Annotated in this window: 16 protein-coding genes; 9 read left to right on the forward strand and 7 right to left on the reverse strand. The window is 72.6% G+C overall.

Features of this window, described 5'->3' with window-relative positions:
- Window positions 1–111: 111 nt before the first annotated feature.
- Window positions 112–2,058 (reverse strand): sigma-70 family RNA polymerase sigma factor, encoded by a 1,947-nt coding sequence (locus ACFWJ8_RS06015; RefSeq protein WP_378809848.1) that lies wholly within the window; start codon window positions 2,056–2,058, stop codon window positions 112–114.
- A gap of 261 nt (window positions 2,059–2,319) precedes the next feature.
- On the opposite strand from ACFWJ8_RS06015, the gene ACFWJ8_RS06020 reads away from it, so the two are divergent.
- Entirely contained in the window at window positions 2,320–3,594 is a 1,275-nt protein-coding gene (locus ACFWJ8_RS06020) for an aminotransferase (protein ID WP_378809849.1), read from the forward strand.
- A 4-nt stretch (window positions 3,595–3,598) separates the two neighbouring features.
- On the opposite strand, the gene ACFWJ8_RS06025 is transcribed toward ACFWJ8_RS06020, so the two are convergent.
- Window positions 3,599–4,438 (reverse strand): exodeoxyribonuclease III, encoded by an 840-nt coding sequence (locus ACFWJ8_RS06025; protein ID WP_378809850.1) that lies wholly within the window; start codon window positions 4,436–4,438, stop codon window positions 3,599–3,601.
- A 93-nt stretch (window positions 4,439–4,531) separates the two neighbouring features.
- Here ACFWJ8_RS06025 and ACFWJ8_RS06030 point away from each other — a divergent pair, with 93 nt between their 5' ends.
- The 4 genes from ACFWJ8_RS06030 to ACFWJ8_RS06045 all read left to right on the forward strand — a co-directional run bounded on the left by ACFWJ8_RS06030 (window position 4,532) and on the right by ACFWJ8_RS06045 (window position 7,523).
- Complete coding sequence (locus ACFWJ8_RS06030) at window positions 4,532–5,329, forward strand: trypsin-like serine protease (protein WP_378809851.1); 798 nt, start codon at window positions 4,532–4,534, stop codon at window positions 5,327–5,329.
- Window positions 5,330–5,379: 50 nt separating this feature from the next.
- Window positions 5,380–5,958 carry an orotate phosphoribosyltransferase gene (gene pyrE, locus ACFWJ8_RS06035; protein ID WP_378809852.1) on the forward strand — a complete coding sequence of 193 codons (579 nt, stop codon included), beginning with the start codon at window positions 5,380–5,382 and terminating at the stop codon, window positions 5,956–5,958.
- A gap of 79 nt (window positions 5,959–6,037) precedes the next feature.
- A complete protein-coding gene (locus tag ACFWJ8_RS06040; protein WP_378809853.1) occupies window positions 6,038–6,625 on the forward strand; it encodes a carboxymuconolactone decarboxylase family protein in 588 nt (195 codons plus the stop codon).
- A gap of 10 nt (window positions 6,626–6,635) precedes the next feature.
- Complete coding sequence (locus tag ACFWJ8_RS06045) at window positions 6,636–7,523, forward strand: RNA polymerase sigma-70 factor (RefSeq protein ID WP_378809854.1); 888 nt, start codon at window positions 6,636–6,638, stop codon at window positions 7,521–7,523.
- A 129-nt stretch (window positions 7,524–7,652) separates the two neighbouring features.
- Here ACFWJ8_RS06045 and ACFWJ8_RS06050 read toward each other — a convergent pair whose 3' ends face one another.
- Window positions 7,653–9,077 (reverse strand): PLP-dependent aminotransferase family protein, encoded by a 1,425-nt coding sequence (locus ACFWJ8_RS06050; RefSeq protein WP_378809855.1) that lies wholly within the window; start codon window positions 9,075–9,077, stop codon window positions 7,653–7,655.
- A 66-nt stretch (window positions 9,078–9,143) separates the two neighbouring features.
- Here ACFWJ8_RS06050 and ACFWJ8_RS06055 point away from each other — a divergent pair, with 66 nt between their 5' ends.
- Window positions 9,144–10,157 (forward strand): aldo/keto reductase, encoded by a 1,014-nt coding sequence (locus tag ACFWJ8_RS06055; protein WP_378809857.1) that lies wholly within the window; start codon window positions 9,144–9,146, stop codon window positions 10,155–10,157.
- Window positions 10,158–10,426: 269 nt separating this feature from the next.
- On the opposite strand, the gene ACFWJ8_RS06060 is transcribed toward ACFWJ8_RS06055, so the two are convergent.
- Window positions 10,427–11,236: an HAD-IIA family hydrolase gene (locus ACFWJ8_RS06060; RefSeq protein WP_378809859.1), complete on the reverse strand. Its 810-nt coding sequence runs from the start codon at window positions 11,234–11,236 to the stop codon at window positions 10,427–10,429.
- 40 nt (window positions 11,237–11,276) lie between these two features.
- On the opposite strand from ACFWJ8_RS06060, the gene ACFWJ8_RS06065 reads away from it, so the two are divergent.
- Window positions 11,277–12,233 carry an SDR family NAD(P)-dependent oxidoreductase gene (locus ACFWJ8_RS06065; protein ID WP_378809860.1) on the forward strand — a complete coding sequence of 319 codons (957 nt, stop codon included), beginning with the start codon at window positions 11,277–11,279 and terminating at the stop codon, window positions 12,231–12,233.
- A 157-nt stretch (window positions 12,234–12,390) separates the two neighbouring features.
- Window positions 12,391–13,080: a VIT1/CCC1 transporter family protein gene (locus tag ACFWJ8_RS06070; protein ID WP_378809861.1), complete on the forward strand. Its 690-nt coding sequence runs from the start codon at window positions 12,391–12,393 to the stop codon at window positions 13,078–13,080.
- A gap of 24 nt (window positions 13,081–13,104) precedes the next feature.
- Here the strand turns inward: ACFWJ8_RS06070 and ACFWJ8_RS06075 are convergent, their stop codons facing one another.
- Window positions 13,105–13,740 carry a metal-dependent transcriptional regulator gene (locus tag ACFWJ8_RS06075; RefSeq protein WP_378809862.1) on the reverse strand — a complete coding sequence of 212 codons (636 nt, stop codon included), beginning with the start codon at window positions 13,738–13,740 and terminating at the stop codon, window positions 13,105–13,107.
- Window positions 13,741–13,764: 24 nt separating this feature from the next.
- A complete protein-coding gene (locus tag ACFWJ8_RS06080; protein WP_378809863.1) occupies window positions 13,765–15,312 on the reverse strand; it encodes an Nramp family divalent metal transporter in 1,548 nt (515 codons plus the stop codon).
- A gap of 156 nt (window positions 15,313–15,468) precedes the next feature.
- Between ACFWJ8_RS06080 and ACFWJ8_RS06085 the strand changes: the two genes are divergently transcribed.
- On the forward strand, window positions 15,469–16,122 hold the full coding sequence (locus ACFWJ8_RS06085) for a TrmH family RNA methyltransferase (RefSeq protein ID WP_378809864.1): 654 nt from the start codon (window positions 15,469–15,471) through the stop codon (window positions 16,120–16,122).
- A gap of 6 nt (window positions 16,123–16,128) precedes the next feature.
- Here the strand turns inward: ACFWJ8_RS06085 and ACFWJ8_RS06090 are convergent, their stop codons facing one another.
- A complete protein-coding gene (locus tag ACFWJ8_RS06090; RefSeq protein WP_378809866.1) occupies window positions 16,129–17,454 on the reverse strand; it encodes an MATE family efflux transporter in 1,326 nt (441 codons plus the stop codon).
- Window positions 17,455–17,589: the final 135 nt, after the last annotated feature.

The raw sequence follows: 17,589 nt of genomic DNA on the forward strand, positions 1-17,589 counted from the left end.
GCGGTGCGCACCGCATCTCGGCTCTGTCCCTCAGATGAGGAGGCTGTCCTGGGGAGCATGGTCCCCGATTGCGCACCGTCGACGCGCCGCCCGGTGCAACGAGGCTGCGGGTCAGCGCGCGGAGACGTGCAGAGTGACGTACGCGACACGGCCCTCGCGGCCGGTGGCGGCGTCGACGTAGCGGATGCCGAGGACGTGGTCGCCGGGCGACACGTCGTACACGACGCGGCGCAGCGGCGCGCCGGTGAGCGTGTGGAGGTTTCCGGTCCAGACACCGTCCACCGCAACGGCCACCGTCTGACCTCGCTGCCCGCTCAGCAGCAGCGTCAGGTCGTCGGCGCGGAAGTCGAAGTCCAGATCCTCGAGGCGGGCGTCGAGCGTGCCGTCCGACGACGTGACGGTCGGCACCGGGAGGGCGAACGGGCCGACGGGCGCACTGGGCGCGGACTCCCGCAGGCCCGAAGCCGTCTGCACCGCGTGCACGGTCATCCCCGGGTGGAGCAGATCGCCGGGGATCGCCGCCGAGAACCGGCCGCCGGCGTCCGCCGTGGTGCGCGCGAGGACCGTCCCCGCCTCGTCGAGCAGCACGACGCTCGCCCCGGCGACGCCGGTGCCGCTGATCGGCGCGGGGACCGGTGCCGACAGATCGGCCGGGGCGTCGAGGCGGGCGGTCGCGGTCACCACGGGCTCGGGATCCGGCGTCGGCGTCGGAGTCGGAGTCGGCGTCGGGGTCGGCGTCGGGGTCGGCGTGGTCGGCTCGGGTGCCGGAGTGCTCGGCTCGGGTGCCGGGGTGCTGGGCTCGGGCACCGGCGTGACAGGCGCGACAGGCGTGGACACCGGCGCCGGCGCGGGGTCGACGGGCCGGTCGGGCGCGACGGTCCGCGGTGCCGTCGGCGGCGCGACCACCGGCGCGTCGACGGCGTCCGCGGGCGGTGCGTCGGCGGGCTCCGCCACCGCGTCGTCGGGCGCAGACTCGACCGGCTCGGCGGCTTCCTCCTCCGTCGTCGTGGACTCGGCCGCGACCGGCTGCGGGGCCGGTGCACTCCACGACGGCGCGAGCGCGATGGCGACGGCGGCCACGGCCGCCACCGCGAGCACCCCGACGCCGATCCCGATCGCCGTGACCGGGACGGCAGCGGTGCCGGCGCCCCCCGCGCCGGCACCCCCGCCGGAGGCGCCCCCCGGCGCCTGTCCCCCGGAGCCGGATGCCCCGCCACCCCCGGTGGGCGATCCGGCGACCACCGATGCCGCGGCCGGGGCGGCATCGGAGGTGTAGGCAAGGGCCCCAGCCCCGCCTAGGACAAGAGGCAGCAGCACCACGCGGAGCTTCTGCGACACGTGCTCGAGGTCGGCCGCGACGATGCGGCACGCCTGACATTCGTGGAGATGGGCGTCCAGGCGTCGGCGATCGCCGCGCCTGACCGGCTTCTTCTCGCTGGCGACGAGGAGCTCGCACACCCAGCGGCATTCAGCGGGGCGGGCCGGGTCGCTGATGTGCGCCTGCAGCCACGCCTGCTTGAACCCCTCGCGGGCACGGTAGGCGAGAGCCGAGACCGCGTTCGCGCTCATGCCGAGCAGCGGCGCGATCTCGCGCGGCTTCATGCCCTCGACCTCGACGTACCAGAGCAGCTCCCGCCAGCGCTCGGGCAGCTCGCGGAACGCCTGCGCCAGCACGGAGCGGTCGGCGACCAGCTCCGCGAACTCGGCGGCCGAGTCCGCGGCCCGCTCGTCGAGGTCGTCGAGCGGCGTCTCCTGCGTGCGGCGCCCCCACGACGCCGCGACGTTGCGGATGGTCGCGAACAGGTAGGGACGGAAGCCCTCCTGCGGTCCGCCGCCCTTGCGGATGGCGGAGAGGATCGACGTGAACGCCTCCGAGACGATGTCGTCGGGATCGACGTTCGGGCTGACCGCCCTCGCCGCGTTGCGGCCGCTCGCGACGTGACGCTCCCACAGCACCGCGTAGGCGGCGTCGTCGCCCGCGCGCGTGGCGACGACGAGCTCCTCGTCGGAGCGCTCACGCAGCGGGCCGTCGGCGACGGCACGGATGGGGGTGGTCACTTATCTCCTCGCCGGATGGCGCTTCGGGGGCTCGGCCGGCGACGGCAGATCGGCGCCAGGCTAACGACACGCGCTGGGAAACCGCTGGTGAGCGGGCCCATGCGCAATGGGGGGACACACAGCAAGACGCCCGCGAACGCGTTTCATGACGCGCTCCACGATTATTTCTCAACACGGATGCCGCCACCCGCTGCTGCCGGTCGGCCGCGGTGGGCGGCATCCATCGATGCGACGTGCCTCTCGCGCGTAGAGTCGCCTCTCGTGACCGCCCCCGCACCTCTCGCCCCCCTCGACCTCGACGCCTGCCGCGCCGCCTACGCCGAACTGGCTCAGCAGGGCCTGCGGCTCGACCTGACGCGCGGCAAGCCGTCGGCCGAGCAGCTCGACCTCTCGGCCGATCTGCTGAGCCTTCCCGGGGCGGAGGTGACCGACGCGCACGGCACCGACGTGCGCAACTACGGCGGACTCGAAGGGCTGCCTGAGCTGCGCGCGATCTTCTCGGAGCTGCTCGGCGTGCCCGCCGCCCAGCTGCTCGCGCAGGGCAGCGCCAGTCTGACGCTCATGTACGACACCCTCGTGTACGCGGTGCTGTTCGGGGTGCCCGGCTCGTCCCGGCCGTGGGGGCGCGAAGCGTCCGTGAAGTTCCTCTGCCCGGTCCCCGGGTACGACCGCCACTTCGCTGTGACCCAGGAGCTCGGGATCGAGATGATCCCCGTCCCGCAGACCGCCGACGGGCTCGACATCGACCTGATCGAGCGACTCGTCGCCGACGACCCGCAGATCAAGGGGATCTGGGTGGTGCCGACCTACGCCAACCCGGACGGCTCGGTCGTCTCGGCCGAGACAGCCCGACGGCTCGTCTCGATGCCGACAGCGGCCGCCGACTTCCGCATCATGTGGGACAACGCCTACGCGCTGCACCACCTCACCGACGAAGAGACCGTATCGGCCGACGCGCTCGGACTCGCCGTCGCCGCAGGCAACCCCGACCGCGTGCTGATGTACGCCTCGACCTCGAAGATCACGTTCGCCGGTGCCGGCGTCTCGTTCCTGGCGGCCTCGCCCGACAACATCGCCTGGTACACGCGTCACCTCGGCGTCCAGTCGATCGGTCCGGACAAGCTCAACCAGCTGCGCCACGTCCTGTTCTTCGGCGACGCGGACGGCGTGCGCGCCCTCATGCGCCGGCACCGCGGCATCCTGGCGCCGAAGTTCGCCGTCGTCGAAGAGGTGCTGCAGTCGCGCCTCGGCGGGCGCGGAGTCGCGTCGTGGACGCGGCCGAAGGGCGGCTACTTCGTCTCGCTCGACGTCGTCCCCGGCACGGCTGCCCGCGTGGTGGAGCTTGCGAAGCAGGCGGGCGTCGCGCTCACGCCGGCCGGCGCCACCTTCCCCCACGGCGACGACCCGCTCGACCGCAACATCCGCCTCGCGCCGAGCATGCCGCCGCTGGACGAGGTGCGTGCCGCAATGGATGCCGTCGCCACGTGCGTCCTGCTGGCCGCCGCGGAGGCGGCCGCAGACGCGGCCGCGAGCTGAGCGGTCAGAAGATCATCGGACGGTCGTCGTCGTCCTCACCCTCGAGGTCGAGGTCGACGACCACCGGCACGTGGTCGCTGGGCGCCTCACCCTTGCGCTCGTCGCGGTGGATCGTCGCGCCGGTCACGGCGTCGGCGATGGCGTGCGAGCCGAGGATGAAGTCGATGCGCATGCCCTCGTTGCGGGGGAAGCGCAGCTGCTTGTAGTCCCAGTAGGTGAAGCCGGTCGGGATGAGCGGGCGAACGACGTCCTGCAGGCCGGCCGCCTCGAGGGCCGCGAACGCCTCGCGCTCGGGCGGCGACACGTGGGTGGCGAAACCCTGGACGACGGTCGGGTCGCCGTTGTCGGCATCCGTCGGGGCGATGTTGAAATCGCCGACGAGGGCCAGCGGCAGGTCGGGGTTCGCCGTCAGGGACTCGCGCGTGTACTGCTCGAGCGCCGACAGCCAGTCCAGCTTGTAGAAGTAGTGCGGGTCGCCCAGCGACCGGCCGTTCGGCACGTACAGGCTCCACACCTCGACGCCGCCGATGGTCGCGCCCATCGCGCGGGCCTCTTGCGGGGCGTCCGGGCCGTTGTGGCCCTTCTCGAAGCCGGGCATGCCGGGGAACGCCGTACGCACGTCCGAGATCGGCTCGCGGCTGGCGATCGCGACGCCGTTCCACTGCGAGAAGCCGTACGCCTCGACGTGGAACCCGGCCTCTTCGAACCGGTCGAACGGGAACTGCTCGGTCTTGCACTTGATCTCCTGCATCGCGAGCACGTCGATGTGCTCGCGCACCGCGAAGTCGACGATGCGGTCGACCCGCGCGCGGATCGAGTTGACGTTCCAGGTGGCCAGGCGCATGGGGTCAAGCCTATGCGGGGCCGCCGACGTCGGCCCCCTTGCCAGACCCGCCGGGGGCTGAGAGGCTCGCGCTACCCAGGGAAGGGGTATGACATGCGCAAACCCGCGCTCGCGTTCGCCGCTGCCGCAGCGGCTCTGCTGTTCCTGTCGGTCGGCACACCGGCCCAGGCCATCACCGACGGTGTCCCCGACGGCGACGGTCACCCGAACGTCGGCCTCATGGTCGCCTTCGACGACGAAGGCCCGGCCTGGCGCTGCAGCGGCACGCTCGTGTCGCCGACGGTGTACGTCACGGCGGGCCACTGCACGTTCGGGGCGACCCACGTCGAACTGTGGTTCGACGACGACGTGAGGGATGCCGCGGCCCACGGCTACCCGACCACCGGCGAGGTGTCGGGCACGCCGTACACGCACCCGCAGTACGACGACGCGGCGTTCTATCTCTACGACCTCGGCGTCGTCGTGCTCGACGAGCCGGTGATCCTCGACCACTACGCGTCGCTGCCGGCGCTCAACCAGCTCGACGTGCTCGCGAGCAAGAAGGGCAAGCAGGACCGCACCTTCACCGCCGTCGGCTACGGCCTGCAGAAGAGCTTCCCCGACGCCGCGTCGTGGAAGACCCAGTCCGAGCGCCTGCGCATGGTCTCGACCCCGCAGCTCATCTCGATCAACACCGGCTACACCGGTGACGGCTCGCTGATCCTGTCGAACAACGCGCACACCGGCGGGACGTGCTCGGGCGACTCGGGCGGCCCGAACTTCATCGGCAGCTCCGACGTCATCGCCGGCGTCACGTCCTTCGGCAAGAACAGCACGTGCGCGGGCACCGGCGGGGTGTACCGCCTCGACCGCGCCGACGACCTCGACTGGCTGGCGACGTTCCTCGGCTGAACCACGACCGGGCTCGGGCGTGCGGATGCGGCATCCGTAGAATCGACGGCATGACCGCCGCCTCCACGCCCGAGCTCGAAGCCGACCGCCAGCGCCTCATCGGCCTCATCCAGGACGAGGCGGTGTTCCACGGCGACTTCACGCTGTCCAGCGGCAAGAAGGCGACGTACTACGTCGACATGCGCAAGCTCACGCTCGACCACCGCGCCGCCCCCGCGATCGGGCGCATCATGCTCGACCTCATCCGCGACGTCGACGGCATCGTCGCCGTCGGCGGGCTGACGCTCGGGGCCGACCCGATCGCCAATGCCGTGATGCACGAGTCGGCGCGCACCGAGGCCCCGCTCGACGCGTTCGTCGTGCGCAAGGAGCCCAAGGACCACGGCCGGGGCCGCCAGGTCGAGGGCGCCGACATCGCGGGCAAGCGCGTCGTCGTCGTCGAGGACACCTCGACCACCGGGCAGTCGGCGCTCAAGGCCGTCGAGGCGCTGCGCCGCGAAGGCGCCGAGCCCGTCGCGGTGGCCGTCATCGTCGACCGCAAGACCGGGGCGCAGGCCGCCGTCGAGGCCGAGGGCCTGCAGTGGCTCGCCGCGATCGACCTCGACGATCTGGGGCTCTCGCCGCAGTAATCCGCCGAGGAGTGTCACACGCCGGCGGCGGCCGGTGTCTCCATGTGCGAAGGACTCGTTCCACGACATGGAGGAAGACATGAGCACCACTCGCATCCCCGCGGCGGAGATCACCGGCCTGAAGGGAGCCGCCATCAAGGCGATGGCCCGCAAGATGGCGGGCAAGGTCCCCGACTCCCTCGGCGTGCTGTGGCACCACCAGGGCGTCATGAAGGACTCGATGAGCATCGGTCGCAAGACCGAGGGCTGGCACGAGCTCGACCCCGACCTCGCGTCGTACGCGGTGATGGCGGCGGCCGCGACGATCGGCTGCAGCTTCTGCCTCGACTACAACTACTTCCTGGCGCACAACCACGGCCTCGACGAGGCCAAGGTGCGCCAGGTGCCGCGCTGGCGCGAGGCGACGGTCTTCACGCCGCGGGAGCGTCGCGTGATGGAGTACGCCGAGGCGGCCAGCCAGACCCCGCCGGCGGTGACCGACGAGCTGTCGGACGCGCTGCTGACCGACCTCGGTGCCGCAGGACTCGTGGAGCTGGCGGCACGCGTCGCGTTCATGAACATGTCGGCCCGCATGAACGTGGCGCTCGGCATCCACTCCGAGGAGTTCGCCGACGCGTGCGGGCTGGCACCGCTCGCGCAGCGCCCCGCCGTCGGATCGCCCGCGTAGGCTCGCGCGCATGAGCATGCCCCTCGCCGACGACCCGTTCGTCGTGCACCGGAACCTGCTGTTCACCGTCGCCTACGAGATGCTCGGGTCGGCCGCCGACGCCGAGGACGTGCTGCAGGAGTCGTGGCTGCGGTGGGCCGCTGTCGACCACGCCACGGTGGCCGAGCCGCGCGCCTACCTGGTGCGCATCGTGACGCGGCAGGCGCTCAACCACCTGCGCACGCTCTCGCGCCGCCGGGAGGAGTACGTCGGCGAGTGGCTGCCCGAGCCGCTTCTCACGAGCCCCGACGTGGCGGAGGACGTCGAACTGGCCGAGAGCCTGTCGATCGCGATGCTCACGGTGCTCGAGACCCTGGGGCCGGCGGAGCGGGCGGTGTTCGTGCTGCGCGAGGTGTTCGACGTCCCCTACGACGAGATCGCGGATGCCGTCGGCAAGAGCCCCGCGGCGGTGCGGCAGATCGCGCACCGCGCGAAGGACCATGTCGCCGCCCGGCGCCCGCGCGTCCCCGTGATGCCCGCGGAGCACGAGGAGGTCGTCGAGCGCTTCGTGGCGGCGCTGAACACGGGTGACCTCCAAGGGCTCATGGACGTCATGGCGCCCCACGTCGTGTCGGTGGCGGACGGCGGCGGCAAGGTCCGCGGGGCCGCACGGCGGCCGATCATCGGCTCCGACAAGCTGGCGCGCTACCTCGTCGGGAGCATGTCGAAGGTCACCGGCACGCTCGTCGCCTCGCCGACGTGGATCAACGGCCTGCCCGGCATCCGCATGGAGCTCGACGGGGTGCTGGCGGGCGTCGTCACCCTCACCGTCGAGGACGGGCGCGTCACGCAGATCTACTCCATCGCGAACCCCGACAAGCTCGGCCGCGTCGACGACGAGGCCCTGGTCTCGCGCTGAGGCTCAGTCGTCCCGCTTGCCGCGGCCGCGCCAGAGCTGCCACACGACGACGATGAGCGTGGCGAGGACGATGACGGCCGAGACCGCCAGCAGGAGCGTCTGGTCGGACTGCGAGATCATGCCGCGACCCTACAGGCCGCGTCCGGCGTTCCGCACGACCTGCGCGAGCAGGCGCACGGCCTCGGCGACCAGCGGATCGGCGAGGTCGCCGTAGCCGAGCACGAGGCGTTCGGGTGCCGGGGCGTCCGGCGAGACACGGTAGCGGCGGATGTCGGACAGGCCGAGATCGTGTTGTTCCCCGCCGCGGACGACGTCCGCAGCCCGCACGCCCGGCGGCAGATCGAGGACGACGTGCAGGCCTGCGGCGATACCCGAGACCGGGCACTCCGGCAGTGCTCTGCCGAGCTCGGCGAGCAGCGCCTCCCGCCGTCGCCGGTAGCGGGTGCGCGCGGCTCGGAGGTGCCGGTCGAGGCCGCCCGTCGTGAGGAACCGCGCGAGCGCGAGCTGGTCGAGCGTCGAGGGGGTCGCGGCACCGGCATCCCGGATCGTCCCCTGCAGCCACGTCGGCAGCACGAGCCAGCCGACCCCGAAGGCAGGGGAGGCCGTCTTGCTGAGGCTGCCGACCAGCACGACGCGGTCGGGGGCCATCGCCTGCAGCGCGCCGATCGGGCGGCGGTCGTAGCGGAACTCGGCGTCGTAGTCGTCCTCGACCACGACGCCGTCGACCGCCCGCGCCCACGCCAGCAGCCCCTCGCGGCGTTCGGGCGACAGCGCGGCGCCGACGGGGAACTGGTGCGCCGGCGTGACGAGGGCCGCGCGGGCGCCGGTGCGGGTGGATGCCGCGACCATCGCCGGGACGTCGACCCCGTGCTCGTCGACCGGCACGGGCACCGAGGCCAGGCCCTCCGCGGCGGCGACCTGGCGCATGCGCGCCCACGACGGGTCTTCGACGAGCAGGGCGGCGTGTCCGAGCCCGCGCAGCGTGCGGGCGATGCGGCGCATGCCGTCCGTCGCGCCGTGCGTCACCACCACCGATGAGGCGTCGGCGCGCGCGAAGCGCGAGCGCGACAGGTACGCCGCGACCGCGGCGCGTGCTGCCGGCACCTCGCCGTCGAGCCGGAACAGCTCAGCGTCGGGCGTCTCGGCCAACGTCTCGGTCATCGCCCGCAGCCACAGCGCCCGGGGTGCGTGGCGCAGGTCCGGCACACCGGGGACGAGGTCGAAGCGCGGCCGCCGTAGCGGCGCGGCGGGCGCCGACGCCGGCCGTGGCGCGGTGATCCCGACCGAGGCGGCCACCCGCGTCGCGGATCCGGTGCGGGCGTCGAGGATCCCCTCGGCCGTGAGCCGGCCGTACACCTCGGTGACGACCCACCGTGAGACGCCGAGCGACGCGGCGAGCAGGCGGCTCGGGGGGAGGGCCGCCCCGGCCGGCAGGCGACCCGAGGCGACGGCATCCCGCACCGCCAGCTCGAGCCGCACGTGCCGGGGGCCGTCGTACGCGGCGAGGTCGAGGAGCGTCTCCCACGCGATCGAATTGGTCTGGATGTTCACCATTTGATCGGATCGTACTCCCAGACCGCAGAGGTTCCACGATGGAGGCACCCCACCGAAAGGACTGCCATGCAGAACCGCACCATCTCCAACGGCTCGACGTCGTTCGACGTCTCCGCCCTGTGCCTGGGCACGATGTTCTTCGGCACCCGCGTCGATGCCGCGACCTCCTTCGCGGTCCTCGACCGCTTCGTGGACGCCGGCGGCACCTTCGTCGACACCGCGAACAACTACAACGCCTGGGTCGGCGGTCACGGCCGCGACAGCGAGGACGTGCTCGGCGAGTGGATCCGCCGGCGCGGCGGCCTCGGCGACGTGCGCCTGGCGACCAAGCTCGGCGCCGCCAAGAAGGACCCGGCGCTGCCTCTGCAGAACGTCGAGCCGACCAACTTCGAAGGCCTGTCGGCCGAGGTCGTCGCCCGCCAGGCCCGCGAGAGCCTGCGCCACCTCGGCATCGACCGCCTCGATGTGCTGTACGGCCACGTCGACGATCGCGAGACGCCGGTGGCCGAGACCGTCGCCGCGTTCGGCGAGCTGCAGCGAGAGGGCCTCGTCGGCATCTCGGGCATCTCGAACATCGCCGTGTGGCGCCTCGTCGAGGCGCGCGAGGAGGCACTGCGCCAGGGCGTCGATCCCTACGGACTCGTCCAGCAGGGGTACAGCTACGTCTACGCGAGCCCGGCGGCCGGCCGCACCAGCGACGTCACGGTCGACCTGCTCGACTACGTCGCCTCCACCGGCGTCGACGGTCGCCCGCCGCTGACCATCGCGGCGTACTCGCCTCTACACCAGGGGGCGTTCACGCGGGACGACAAGCCGATGTGGGCGCCCATGCGCCACGCGTCGAACCGCGATCGCGTGCGCGTGCTGCACGACGTCGCCGCCGAGCTCGGAGCGACGGCCAACCAGGTGGCCCTCGCATGGCTCCTCGGCGGGGAGGTGCCGGTGATCCCGATCATCGGGCCGACGACGGTGGCCCAGCTCGAGGAGCTGCTCGCGGCGGCCGACCTCGTGATCGACGCCGACCTGCGCGCGCGGCTCGACGCGGCGGACCTCGACGTCCGCACGGTCGTCGCGGCCTGAGAGACCGGAGCGGGGCGGCGGGCGCTGCGGAAGCCCGACGCCCCGCTCCCGCCCGCGGCTGGTCGTCCGCGAGCGCGCCGGGCAGGGGAGTGGATGCCGCGAGCCCCGGCATCCCCCTGCCGGATCGCGCGGGCGACGTGAGCAGGAACCCCACGGAATGGGTCCACCTGCGCTGGGCGTGCGGTGATTGCAGCTCGGTGAGCGCGTCCAGCGCAGGTGAACCGATCCCGTGGGACATGCGGGAGACGCGCGAGTCTCCGCGCGAGTGCTCAGAGCAGCTCGGGGTCCTCGGACTCCACGGGGTCCAGGTCAAGCAGCTCGGCCACCGACGTGAGGACCTCGTCGGGACGGAACGGGTAGCGGGCGATCTCGGCCGCGTCGCTGATGCCCGAGAGCACGAGGACAGTGTGCAGGCCCGCCTCGATCCCGGCCACGACGTCGGTGTCCATGCGGTCGCCGATCATGCCGGTGTTCTCGGAGTGCGCGCCGATGCGGTTGAGCGCCGAGCGGAACATCATCGGGTTCGGCTTGCCGACGACGTACGGCTCCATGCCGGTCGCCTTCGTGATGAGCGCCGAGATCGCGCCCGTCGCCGGCAGCACGCCCTCGGTCGAAGGCCCGGTCGCGTCGGGGTTCGTCGCGATGAACCGTGCGCCGGCGCCGATGAAGCGGATCGCCTTCGTGATCGCCTCGAACGAGTAGTTGCGGGTCTCGCCGACGACCACGTAGTCGGGGTCGGTCTCGGTCATGATGAACCCGGCCTCGTGCAGTGCGGTCGTCAGGCCGGCCTCGCCGATCACGAACGCCGATCCGCCCGGCATCTGCGAGCGGAGGAAATCGGCGGTGGCCAGGGCGGAGGTCCAGATCGCCTCCTCGGGCACGATGAGCCCCGAGGACCGCAGCCGGGCCGACAGATCGCGTGGCGTGAAGATCGAGTTGTTCGTCAGCACGAGGAACGGGACGCCCTGTTCGCGCCACTGCTCGAGCAGCTCGGAGGCGCCCGGGATCGGCGTGTTCTCGTGCACCAGCACGCCGTCCATGTCGGTGAGCCAGCATTCGATGTCGGACCGCGTGCGCATGCGTCCAGACTAGGTGCGCCGCGGGCGTAGGGTCGAAGCCGTGACGTGGGACCCCCGCAGCCTTCCCGACCTGTCAGGTCGCGTGTACCTCGTGACCGGCTCCAACGCCGGGCTCGGGTATTTCGCGTCCGAGCAGCTCGTGCGCGCGGGCGCGAAGGTCCTCATGTCGGCCCGCCACCCCAACCGCCTGTCGGCCGCGCGCGCCGCGATCCGGCGGAGGGTCGTGGATGCCGCACCCGACGCCACCGAGCCGCTCATCCTCGACACGTCCAACCTCGGCTCGGTGCGCTCCGCGGCCGCGAGCGTCCGCGGGCGCGGGGGTCTGGACGGCGTGCTGCTGAACGCCGGCATCGTGCACGCGCCCAAGACCCGCGAGACCACGATCGACGGCAACGAGGTCGTGTTCGCCACCAACGCCCTCGGACACTTCGCCCTCGCCGGCGAGCTGCTGACCGCGCTCGCCGAGGCCTCCGGCCGCATGGTGTGGGTGGGCAGCATGTCGACCGCGCTCACCCCGTACGACCCCGTCGACCCGCAGCTCAAGGACGGCTACTCCGCGTGGCGGGCCTACGTGCAGTCCAAGGTCGCGACGACCTCGTTCGGGTTCGAGGCCGACCGCCGGCTGCGCGAGGCGGGCGTCCGGGTCGAGAGCGTCGTCGCGCACCCCGGCTACTCGACCGGCGGCCGCACGCCCGGCATCGTGGGCGTCAACGAGCCGTCGCGCGCCAAGCGGTTCGCCGACAACCTCCAGGCCGTCGCCGCACAGTCGAAGGAGCACGGCGCGTGGCCCCTCGTGCGTGCGCTCACCGACCCCGACATCGAGGGCGGCGAGTTCTGGGGCCCCCGCACCGGCTCGCGTGGCGAGCCGCGCCGGCAGACCGCCGCCAAGGTCACGCGCGATCCCGAGATCGCCGCGCGCCTGTGGTCGTTCGCCGAGACCGCCACCGGGGTGCGCTGGCCGTTCGCGAAGGCCGCGAGCCTCTCCGCCCACCGCTGAGCCCGGCAGAACCCCGTGCAGGGCGCAGGGGGTTCTGCGTGACGGGCCGGGTGCAGAGCAGCGGTGCCGGCGTGTCGTGGACGACCTCCGACCTCGTGCGCCCTGTGTCGCGGGCGGATGCCGGCGGCCCCCTGCCAGACTGACCGCAGGAGGTCGGATGGCCGAGGACACGTCGTGGTGGTCGCGCTTGGTCGCGCGCGTGCGCGAGACCTCGTGGGCGATCGATGCCAACGACGGCATCATCGCGACCGCCGGTCTGCTGCAGGGCTTCGCGGGCGCCGGCGCCGGTGACCGGCTGCTGCTGTTCACCTCGATCGCCGCGATGCTCGCCGGCGGCCTGAGCGCCGGCGGAGCGAAGTGGGCCGAGGTCGCCGCCGAACGCGAGTCCGAGCTCGAGCTCGCCGCCGAGGAGCAGTCCGAGATCGAGCGCGATCCCCAGGGCGAGCTGGCCGAGCTCGCCGCGCACTGGGAGGGGCGCGGCCTGACGCCCGAGCTCGCGCACGAGGTGGCCCAGCAGCTCATGACGCGCGACGCGCTGGCGGCCCAGCTCGACGCCGAGCACGGCATCGAAGAGATCACACACGCGTCCGCGCCGTGGTGGGCGGGGCTGGAGACGGCGATTGCGTTCATGATCGGCGCGGCGATCCCCGTGCTCATCACGTTCCTCGCACCGGTCGCGATCGAGACCTGGGCGATCGTCGTCGCGGTCGTGGTGTCGCTCGCGCTGACCTCGCTCGTGGCTGCGGGCGTCGGCCGGCTGTCGGCGGTGCGCATGCTGATCCGCAGCCTGATCGTGGGCCTCGGCACGATGGGCGTCAGCTACCTCGCCGGCGTCCTGTTCTTCTGACGCCCGGACGCGTGGGGCAGGTGCTCAGGCGCTGAGCCAGATGGCGTCGGCTGCGGCCCCGGGCAGGGCCACTTCGGCATCGCCGATGCGCAGAGAGGCGGCATCCGTCACCGTCACCGATGCCCCGACGGCCACCCCGGCCGACTCCACCGCGCGCAGCAGCTCGGGGTCGCGGTCGCTCACCCGCAGCACCCTGCCGACATGGCCCGCCGGCGCCGAGCCGAGCAGCACGAACGGCTCGCGATGGACGTGGCCGGCGGCATCCGGGATCGCATCGCCGTGCGGGTCGAAGCGAGGCCGACCGAGACGCTCGTCGATTCCCTCGAGCAGGCGGTCGCTGATGGCGTGCTCGAGCACCTCGGCCTCGTCGTGGACCTCGTCCCACGAGTAGCCGAACTCGCGCACCAGCCACGTCTCGATGAGCCGGTGGCGGCGGATGATGGCGGCGGCCCGCAGCTCGCCGGCCTCGCTCAGCGACACCGGGCCGTACGGCCGGTGGGTCACCAGGCCCTGCGCGGCGAGCTTCTGCACCATCTCGGTGACGCTCGACGGGGCGAGCCCGAGCTCCGCGGCCAGCTGCGACGGCGTGATGCGGTCGTCCTGCCACTCGGTGTGGTGGTAGATCGTCTTCAGGTAGTCATCGACCGCGGGTGAGGGCACGGCCCCCAGGGTACCCGGGGGCCGTCAGCCGGTGAGGACGAGGAACAGCAGCACGCCGTTGAGCGCGATGAGGAAGACGGATGCCGCCACCCCCGCGATCGTCGTCCACACGCGGTTGCGGAACGGGCCCAGCACGTCGCGGTTCGCGGTGAGGGCCACCAGCGGCACGAGCGCGAACGGGATGCCGAACGACAGCACCACCTGGCTCAACACGAGGGCGACCGTGGGGTCGAAGCCGAGGGCGAGGATGATGAGCGCGGGGATCAGGGTCACGAGCCGCCGCGCCAGCAGCGGCACCCGGATGTGCAGCAGGCCGTGCATGATCTCGGCGCCCGCGTACGCGCCCACCGACGTGCTGGCCAGGCCGCTCGCGAGCAGTCCCACCGCGAACAGCGTCGCGACGAGGGGACCGAGGCCCGCGTACAGCGCGGCGTAGGCGCCTTCGAGCGAGTCCGTGCCGGGCACGCCCGCGAGATTCGCCGCCGCGAGCAGCAGGATGCACAGGTTGACGGTGCCCGCGATGAGCATCGCGATCGACACGTCCCACTTCGTCGCGCGCAGCAGACGGCGGGTCGGGATGCCGCGCAGCTCGTCGAGCGTCGGGTCGGCCGTGGTGCGGTCGCTGAGCGGATGGTGGGGGAGGGTCGTCTCGCGCGCTCCTCGCTCGCCCGCCGGCCGGTCCTCGGACACCCGGTCGCTGAGCGAGGGCGCCACGGTGCGGTCGTCCCGGTCGCTGAGCGAGCGAGGAGCGGAGCGGCCGTCCCTCCGGTCGCTGAGCGAGCGAGGAGCGGAGCGGCCGTCCCTCCGGTCGCTGAGCGAGCGAGGAACGAGCGAGACGAAGCGTGGCGCACGGTCGGCATCGATCGCCGGCTGCGCCGGCGCGAAGCGGTCGCGCGCCAGGGCGCTGTGCGCGTAGATCGCGTGCGGCATGATCGTCGCGCCGAGGATCGAGGCCGCGAGCAGCACGGAGTCGGTGCCCTCGAAACGGGGGACGAGGCCGCCGACCACGCCTGCTGCGTCGGGCGGCGCCACCAGCACGCCGAACGTGAACCCCACGGCGATGATCGCCAGCAGCCCGATGACGACGAACTCGAACGTGCGTGGGCCGCGCCGTGACTGGATCAGCAGCAGCGCGATCGACACGGCGCCCGTGATCGCGCCGCCCCACACGAGCGGCACGCCGAACAGCAGGTTGAGTGCGACGGCCCCACCGATCACCTCGGCGATGTCGGTGGCCATCGCCACGAGCTCGGCCTGCAGCCAGTACGCCCGGCGCGCCCAGGGGCGACGGATGCGGGTCCCCAGCGTCTCGGGCAGGCTGCGGCCCGTGACGATCCCGAGTTTGGCCGACAGGTACTGGATGAGCCATGCCATGACGTTGCCGAGCACGACGACCCACACCAGCAGGTAGCCGTACCGGGCGCCGGCGGTCATGTTGCTGGCGACGTTGCCGGGATCGAGATAGGCGACGCCCGCGACGAGCGCGGGGCCGATCAGCCACGCGGCGCGCGTCAAGCTCGGGGTTCGGCGCACGGCGGTGGCGGCATCCGGAGCCGTGGCAGTTTTCGGCATACCGAAAACTTACCCTGTTTTCGGTACGCCGAAAAGAGGTGCGGCGAGCTCGCCGTCGAACATTCAGGATCGACGCGACGCCACGCCGGTGGCCGCGCGCCGGAGAGCGCCATCCTCCTGAATCCTCGACGCGCCCGCGCGGGCTAGCCTGGGCCGGTGACGTCACCTGACCAGCCCGCGCCGCACGCGGAACCGCCCGAGCCCACGCTGCCGGTGGGGGTCGGGCCGTGGCCCGGGGGACCGGAGGAGTGGCCCGACGACCCGCGCTACGACGCCGAGCTGCTCGCGCACGGCGACGCCCGCAACGTCGTGGACGGCTACCGCTACTGGACGATGGATGCCATCGTCGCCGACCTCGACGAGCGCCGCCACGGCTTCCACGTGGCGATCGAGAACTGGCAGCACGACATGAACATCGGCTCGATCGTGCGCAGCGCCAATGCCTTCCTCGCCGCCGAGGTGCACATCATCGGCAAGCGCCGCTGGAACCGCCGCGGAGCCATGGTCACCGACCGGTACCAGCACGTCCGCCACCACGAGACCGTCGAGGCGTTCGCGGAGTGGGCGGCTGCGGCATCCCTTCCGATCATCGCGATCGACAACGTCGAGGGCTCGGTGACGCTGCCGGCCGCCGATCTGCCCGAGGCGTGCGTGCTGCTGTTCGGGCAGGAGGGCCCGGGGCTGTCACCCGACGCGCTCGCCGCGTCCGCTGCCACCGTCGAGATCGAGCAGTACGGCTCGACGCGGTCCATCAACGCGAGCGCGGCGGCCGCGGTCGTGATGTACGAATGGTGCCGCCGCTGGGCGTGACCCCTGTCAGGCGCCGACCGTCATCCAGGTGGAGCCGCGCACACGCCAGCCCAGGGTGAGCAGGCGCGCCAGCATGTAGACGCCGAAGAACGCGACGGCGAGCCACGCGAGGCCCGCCGCGCCGGTCGGCTGCAGCGCGGCGATGATCACGAGCGCGGGCACGAACGGCACGAGGTTGATCACCCCGACGATCGCGAGGTACTTCGCGTCGCCGGCGCCGATCAGCACGCCGTCCAGCACGAACACCACGCCGCACACCGGCTGGGCCACGGCGAGCACGATGAGCGCAGGCTGCACGAGCGCCGCGATCGCGGCATCCCCCGTGAACAGGAGTCCGATCACGCCCGACAGGGCGCCGATGAGCACGCCGGTGATGATGCCGAACCACGCACCCCAGGCCACGGTGCGACCGAGCACGCGGCGCACGGTGTGCGGGTCCTCGGCTCCGAGGCCCTTGCCGACGAGGGCCTGCGCGGCGATCGCGAGCGCGTCGAGCGCGAACGCCGCCGTCGAGAAGATCGTGAACGCGACCTGCCACCCGGCCAGTTCGTCGGTGCCGAGGCCGGTCGCGACGCCCACCGTCGCGAGAAGTGCGACGCGCAGCGACACCGTGCGCAGGAACAGCCACCCGCCCGACTTCGCCGACCCGCGCACGCCGTCGCGCTGGGGGCGGACGGATGCCTCGTGCCGGCGCGCAAGGCGGCCGACGACGAGCACATAGGCGGCGACCATGCCCCACTGCGCCACGACCGTGCCGAACGCGGAGCCCGCGATGCCCCAGCCGAAGCCGTAGATGAACAGCCAGTTGAGCAGCGCGTTGGCGCCGAAGCCGAGGCCGGCGATCCACAGCGGGGTCACGGTGTCCTGCATGCCGCGCAGCAAGCCGGTCGCCGCGAACACCACGAGCATCGCGGGCAGGCCCCACATCGAGATGCCGAGGTAGATCTCGGCCTGCTCCGCGACCTCCGGCGAAGCGCCGAACAGCGTCACGAGGAACGGCGTCGCGAGGTACCCGACGACGGCGAGCACCGCGCCGAGCCCGAGGGCGAGCCACATGCCGTCGATGCCCACCGACACGGCGCGCGACGGGTCGCCGGCTCCGAAGCGCCGCGCGACGGCGGGCGTCGTCGAGTAGGCGAGGAACACCATGAGCCCGACGATCGTCTGCAGCACCGCCGACGCGATGCCGAGCCCGGCGAGCGGCACGACGCCGAGGTGCCCCACCAGCGCTGAGTCGACGATGAGGAACAGCGGCTCGGCGATGAGTGCGCCGAGCGCCGGCACGGCGAGCCGCAGGATGTCGCGGTTCAGGGTGTCGCGGGCGCTCGTCACCCTCCGAGCCTAGGGCGGGCCGCTGACGCCCGGATGCGGCATCCCCGTCCCCTCGAGGCGGGCGGTGACGGGTAACGACCCCGCTACGGTGTCGGCGCGCGGCTTCCCGTGGTCGGCCGGGCGGCTAACCTGGAA

It is taken from the genome of Microbacterium sp. NPDC058389 (genome assembly GCF_042722305.1).
In the GTDB taxonomy this organism is placed as follows: Bacteria; Actinomycetota; Actinomycetes; order Actinomycetales; family Microbacteriaceae; genus Microbacterium.

What these genes read in the sequence shown, in the direction of transcription:
- ACFWJ8_RS06025 (WP_378809850.1), bottom strand. Translation starts at nt 4,438, where the DNA reads ATGCGCCTGGCCACCTGGAACGTCAACTCGATCCGCGCGCGGGTCGAC.
- ACFWJ8_RS06030 (WP_378809851.1), top strand. Translation starts at nt 4,532, where the DNA reads ATGCGCAAACCCGCGCTCGCGTTCGCCGCTGCCGCAGCGGCTCTGCTG.
- pyrE (WP_378809852.1), top strand. Translation starts at nt 5,380, where the DNA reads ATGACCGCCGCCTCCACGCCCGAGCTCGAAGCCGACCGCCAGCGCCTC.
- ACFWJ8_RS06040 (WP_378809853.1), top strand. Translation starts at nt 6,038, where the DNA reads ATGAGCACCACTCGCATCCCCGCGGCGGAGATCACCGGCCTGAAGGGA.
- ACFWJ8_RS06045 (WP_378809854.1), top strand. Translation starts at nt 6,636, where the DNA reads ATGAGCATGCCCCTCGCCGACGACCCGTTCGTCGTGCACCGGAACCTG.
- ACFWJ8_RS06050 (WP_378809855.1), bottom strand. Translation starts at nt 9,077, where the DNA reads ATGGTGAACATCCAGACCAATTCGATCGCGTGGGAGACGCTCCTCGAC.
- ACFWJ8_RS06055 (WP_378809857.1), top strand. Translation starts at nt 9,144, where the DNA reads ATGCAGAACCGCACCATCTCCAACGGCTCGACGTCGTTCGACGTCTCC.
- ACFWJ8_RS06060 (WP_378809859.1), bottom strand. Translation starts at nt 11,236, where the DNA reads ATGCGCACGCGGTCCGACATCGAATGCTGGCTCACCGACATGGACGGC.
- ACFWJ8_RS06070 (WP_378809861.1), top strand. Translation starts at nt 12,391, where the DNA reads ATGGCCGAGGACACGTCGTGGTGGTCGCGCTTGGTCGCGCGCGTGCGC.
- ACFWJ8_RS06080 (WP_378809863.1), bottom strand. Translation starts at nt 15,312, where the DNA reads ATGCCGAAAACTGCCACGGCTCCGGATGCCGCCACCGCCGTGCGCCGA.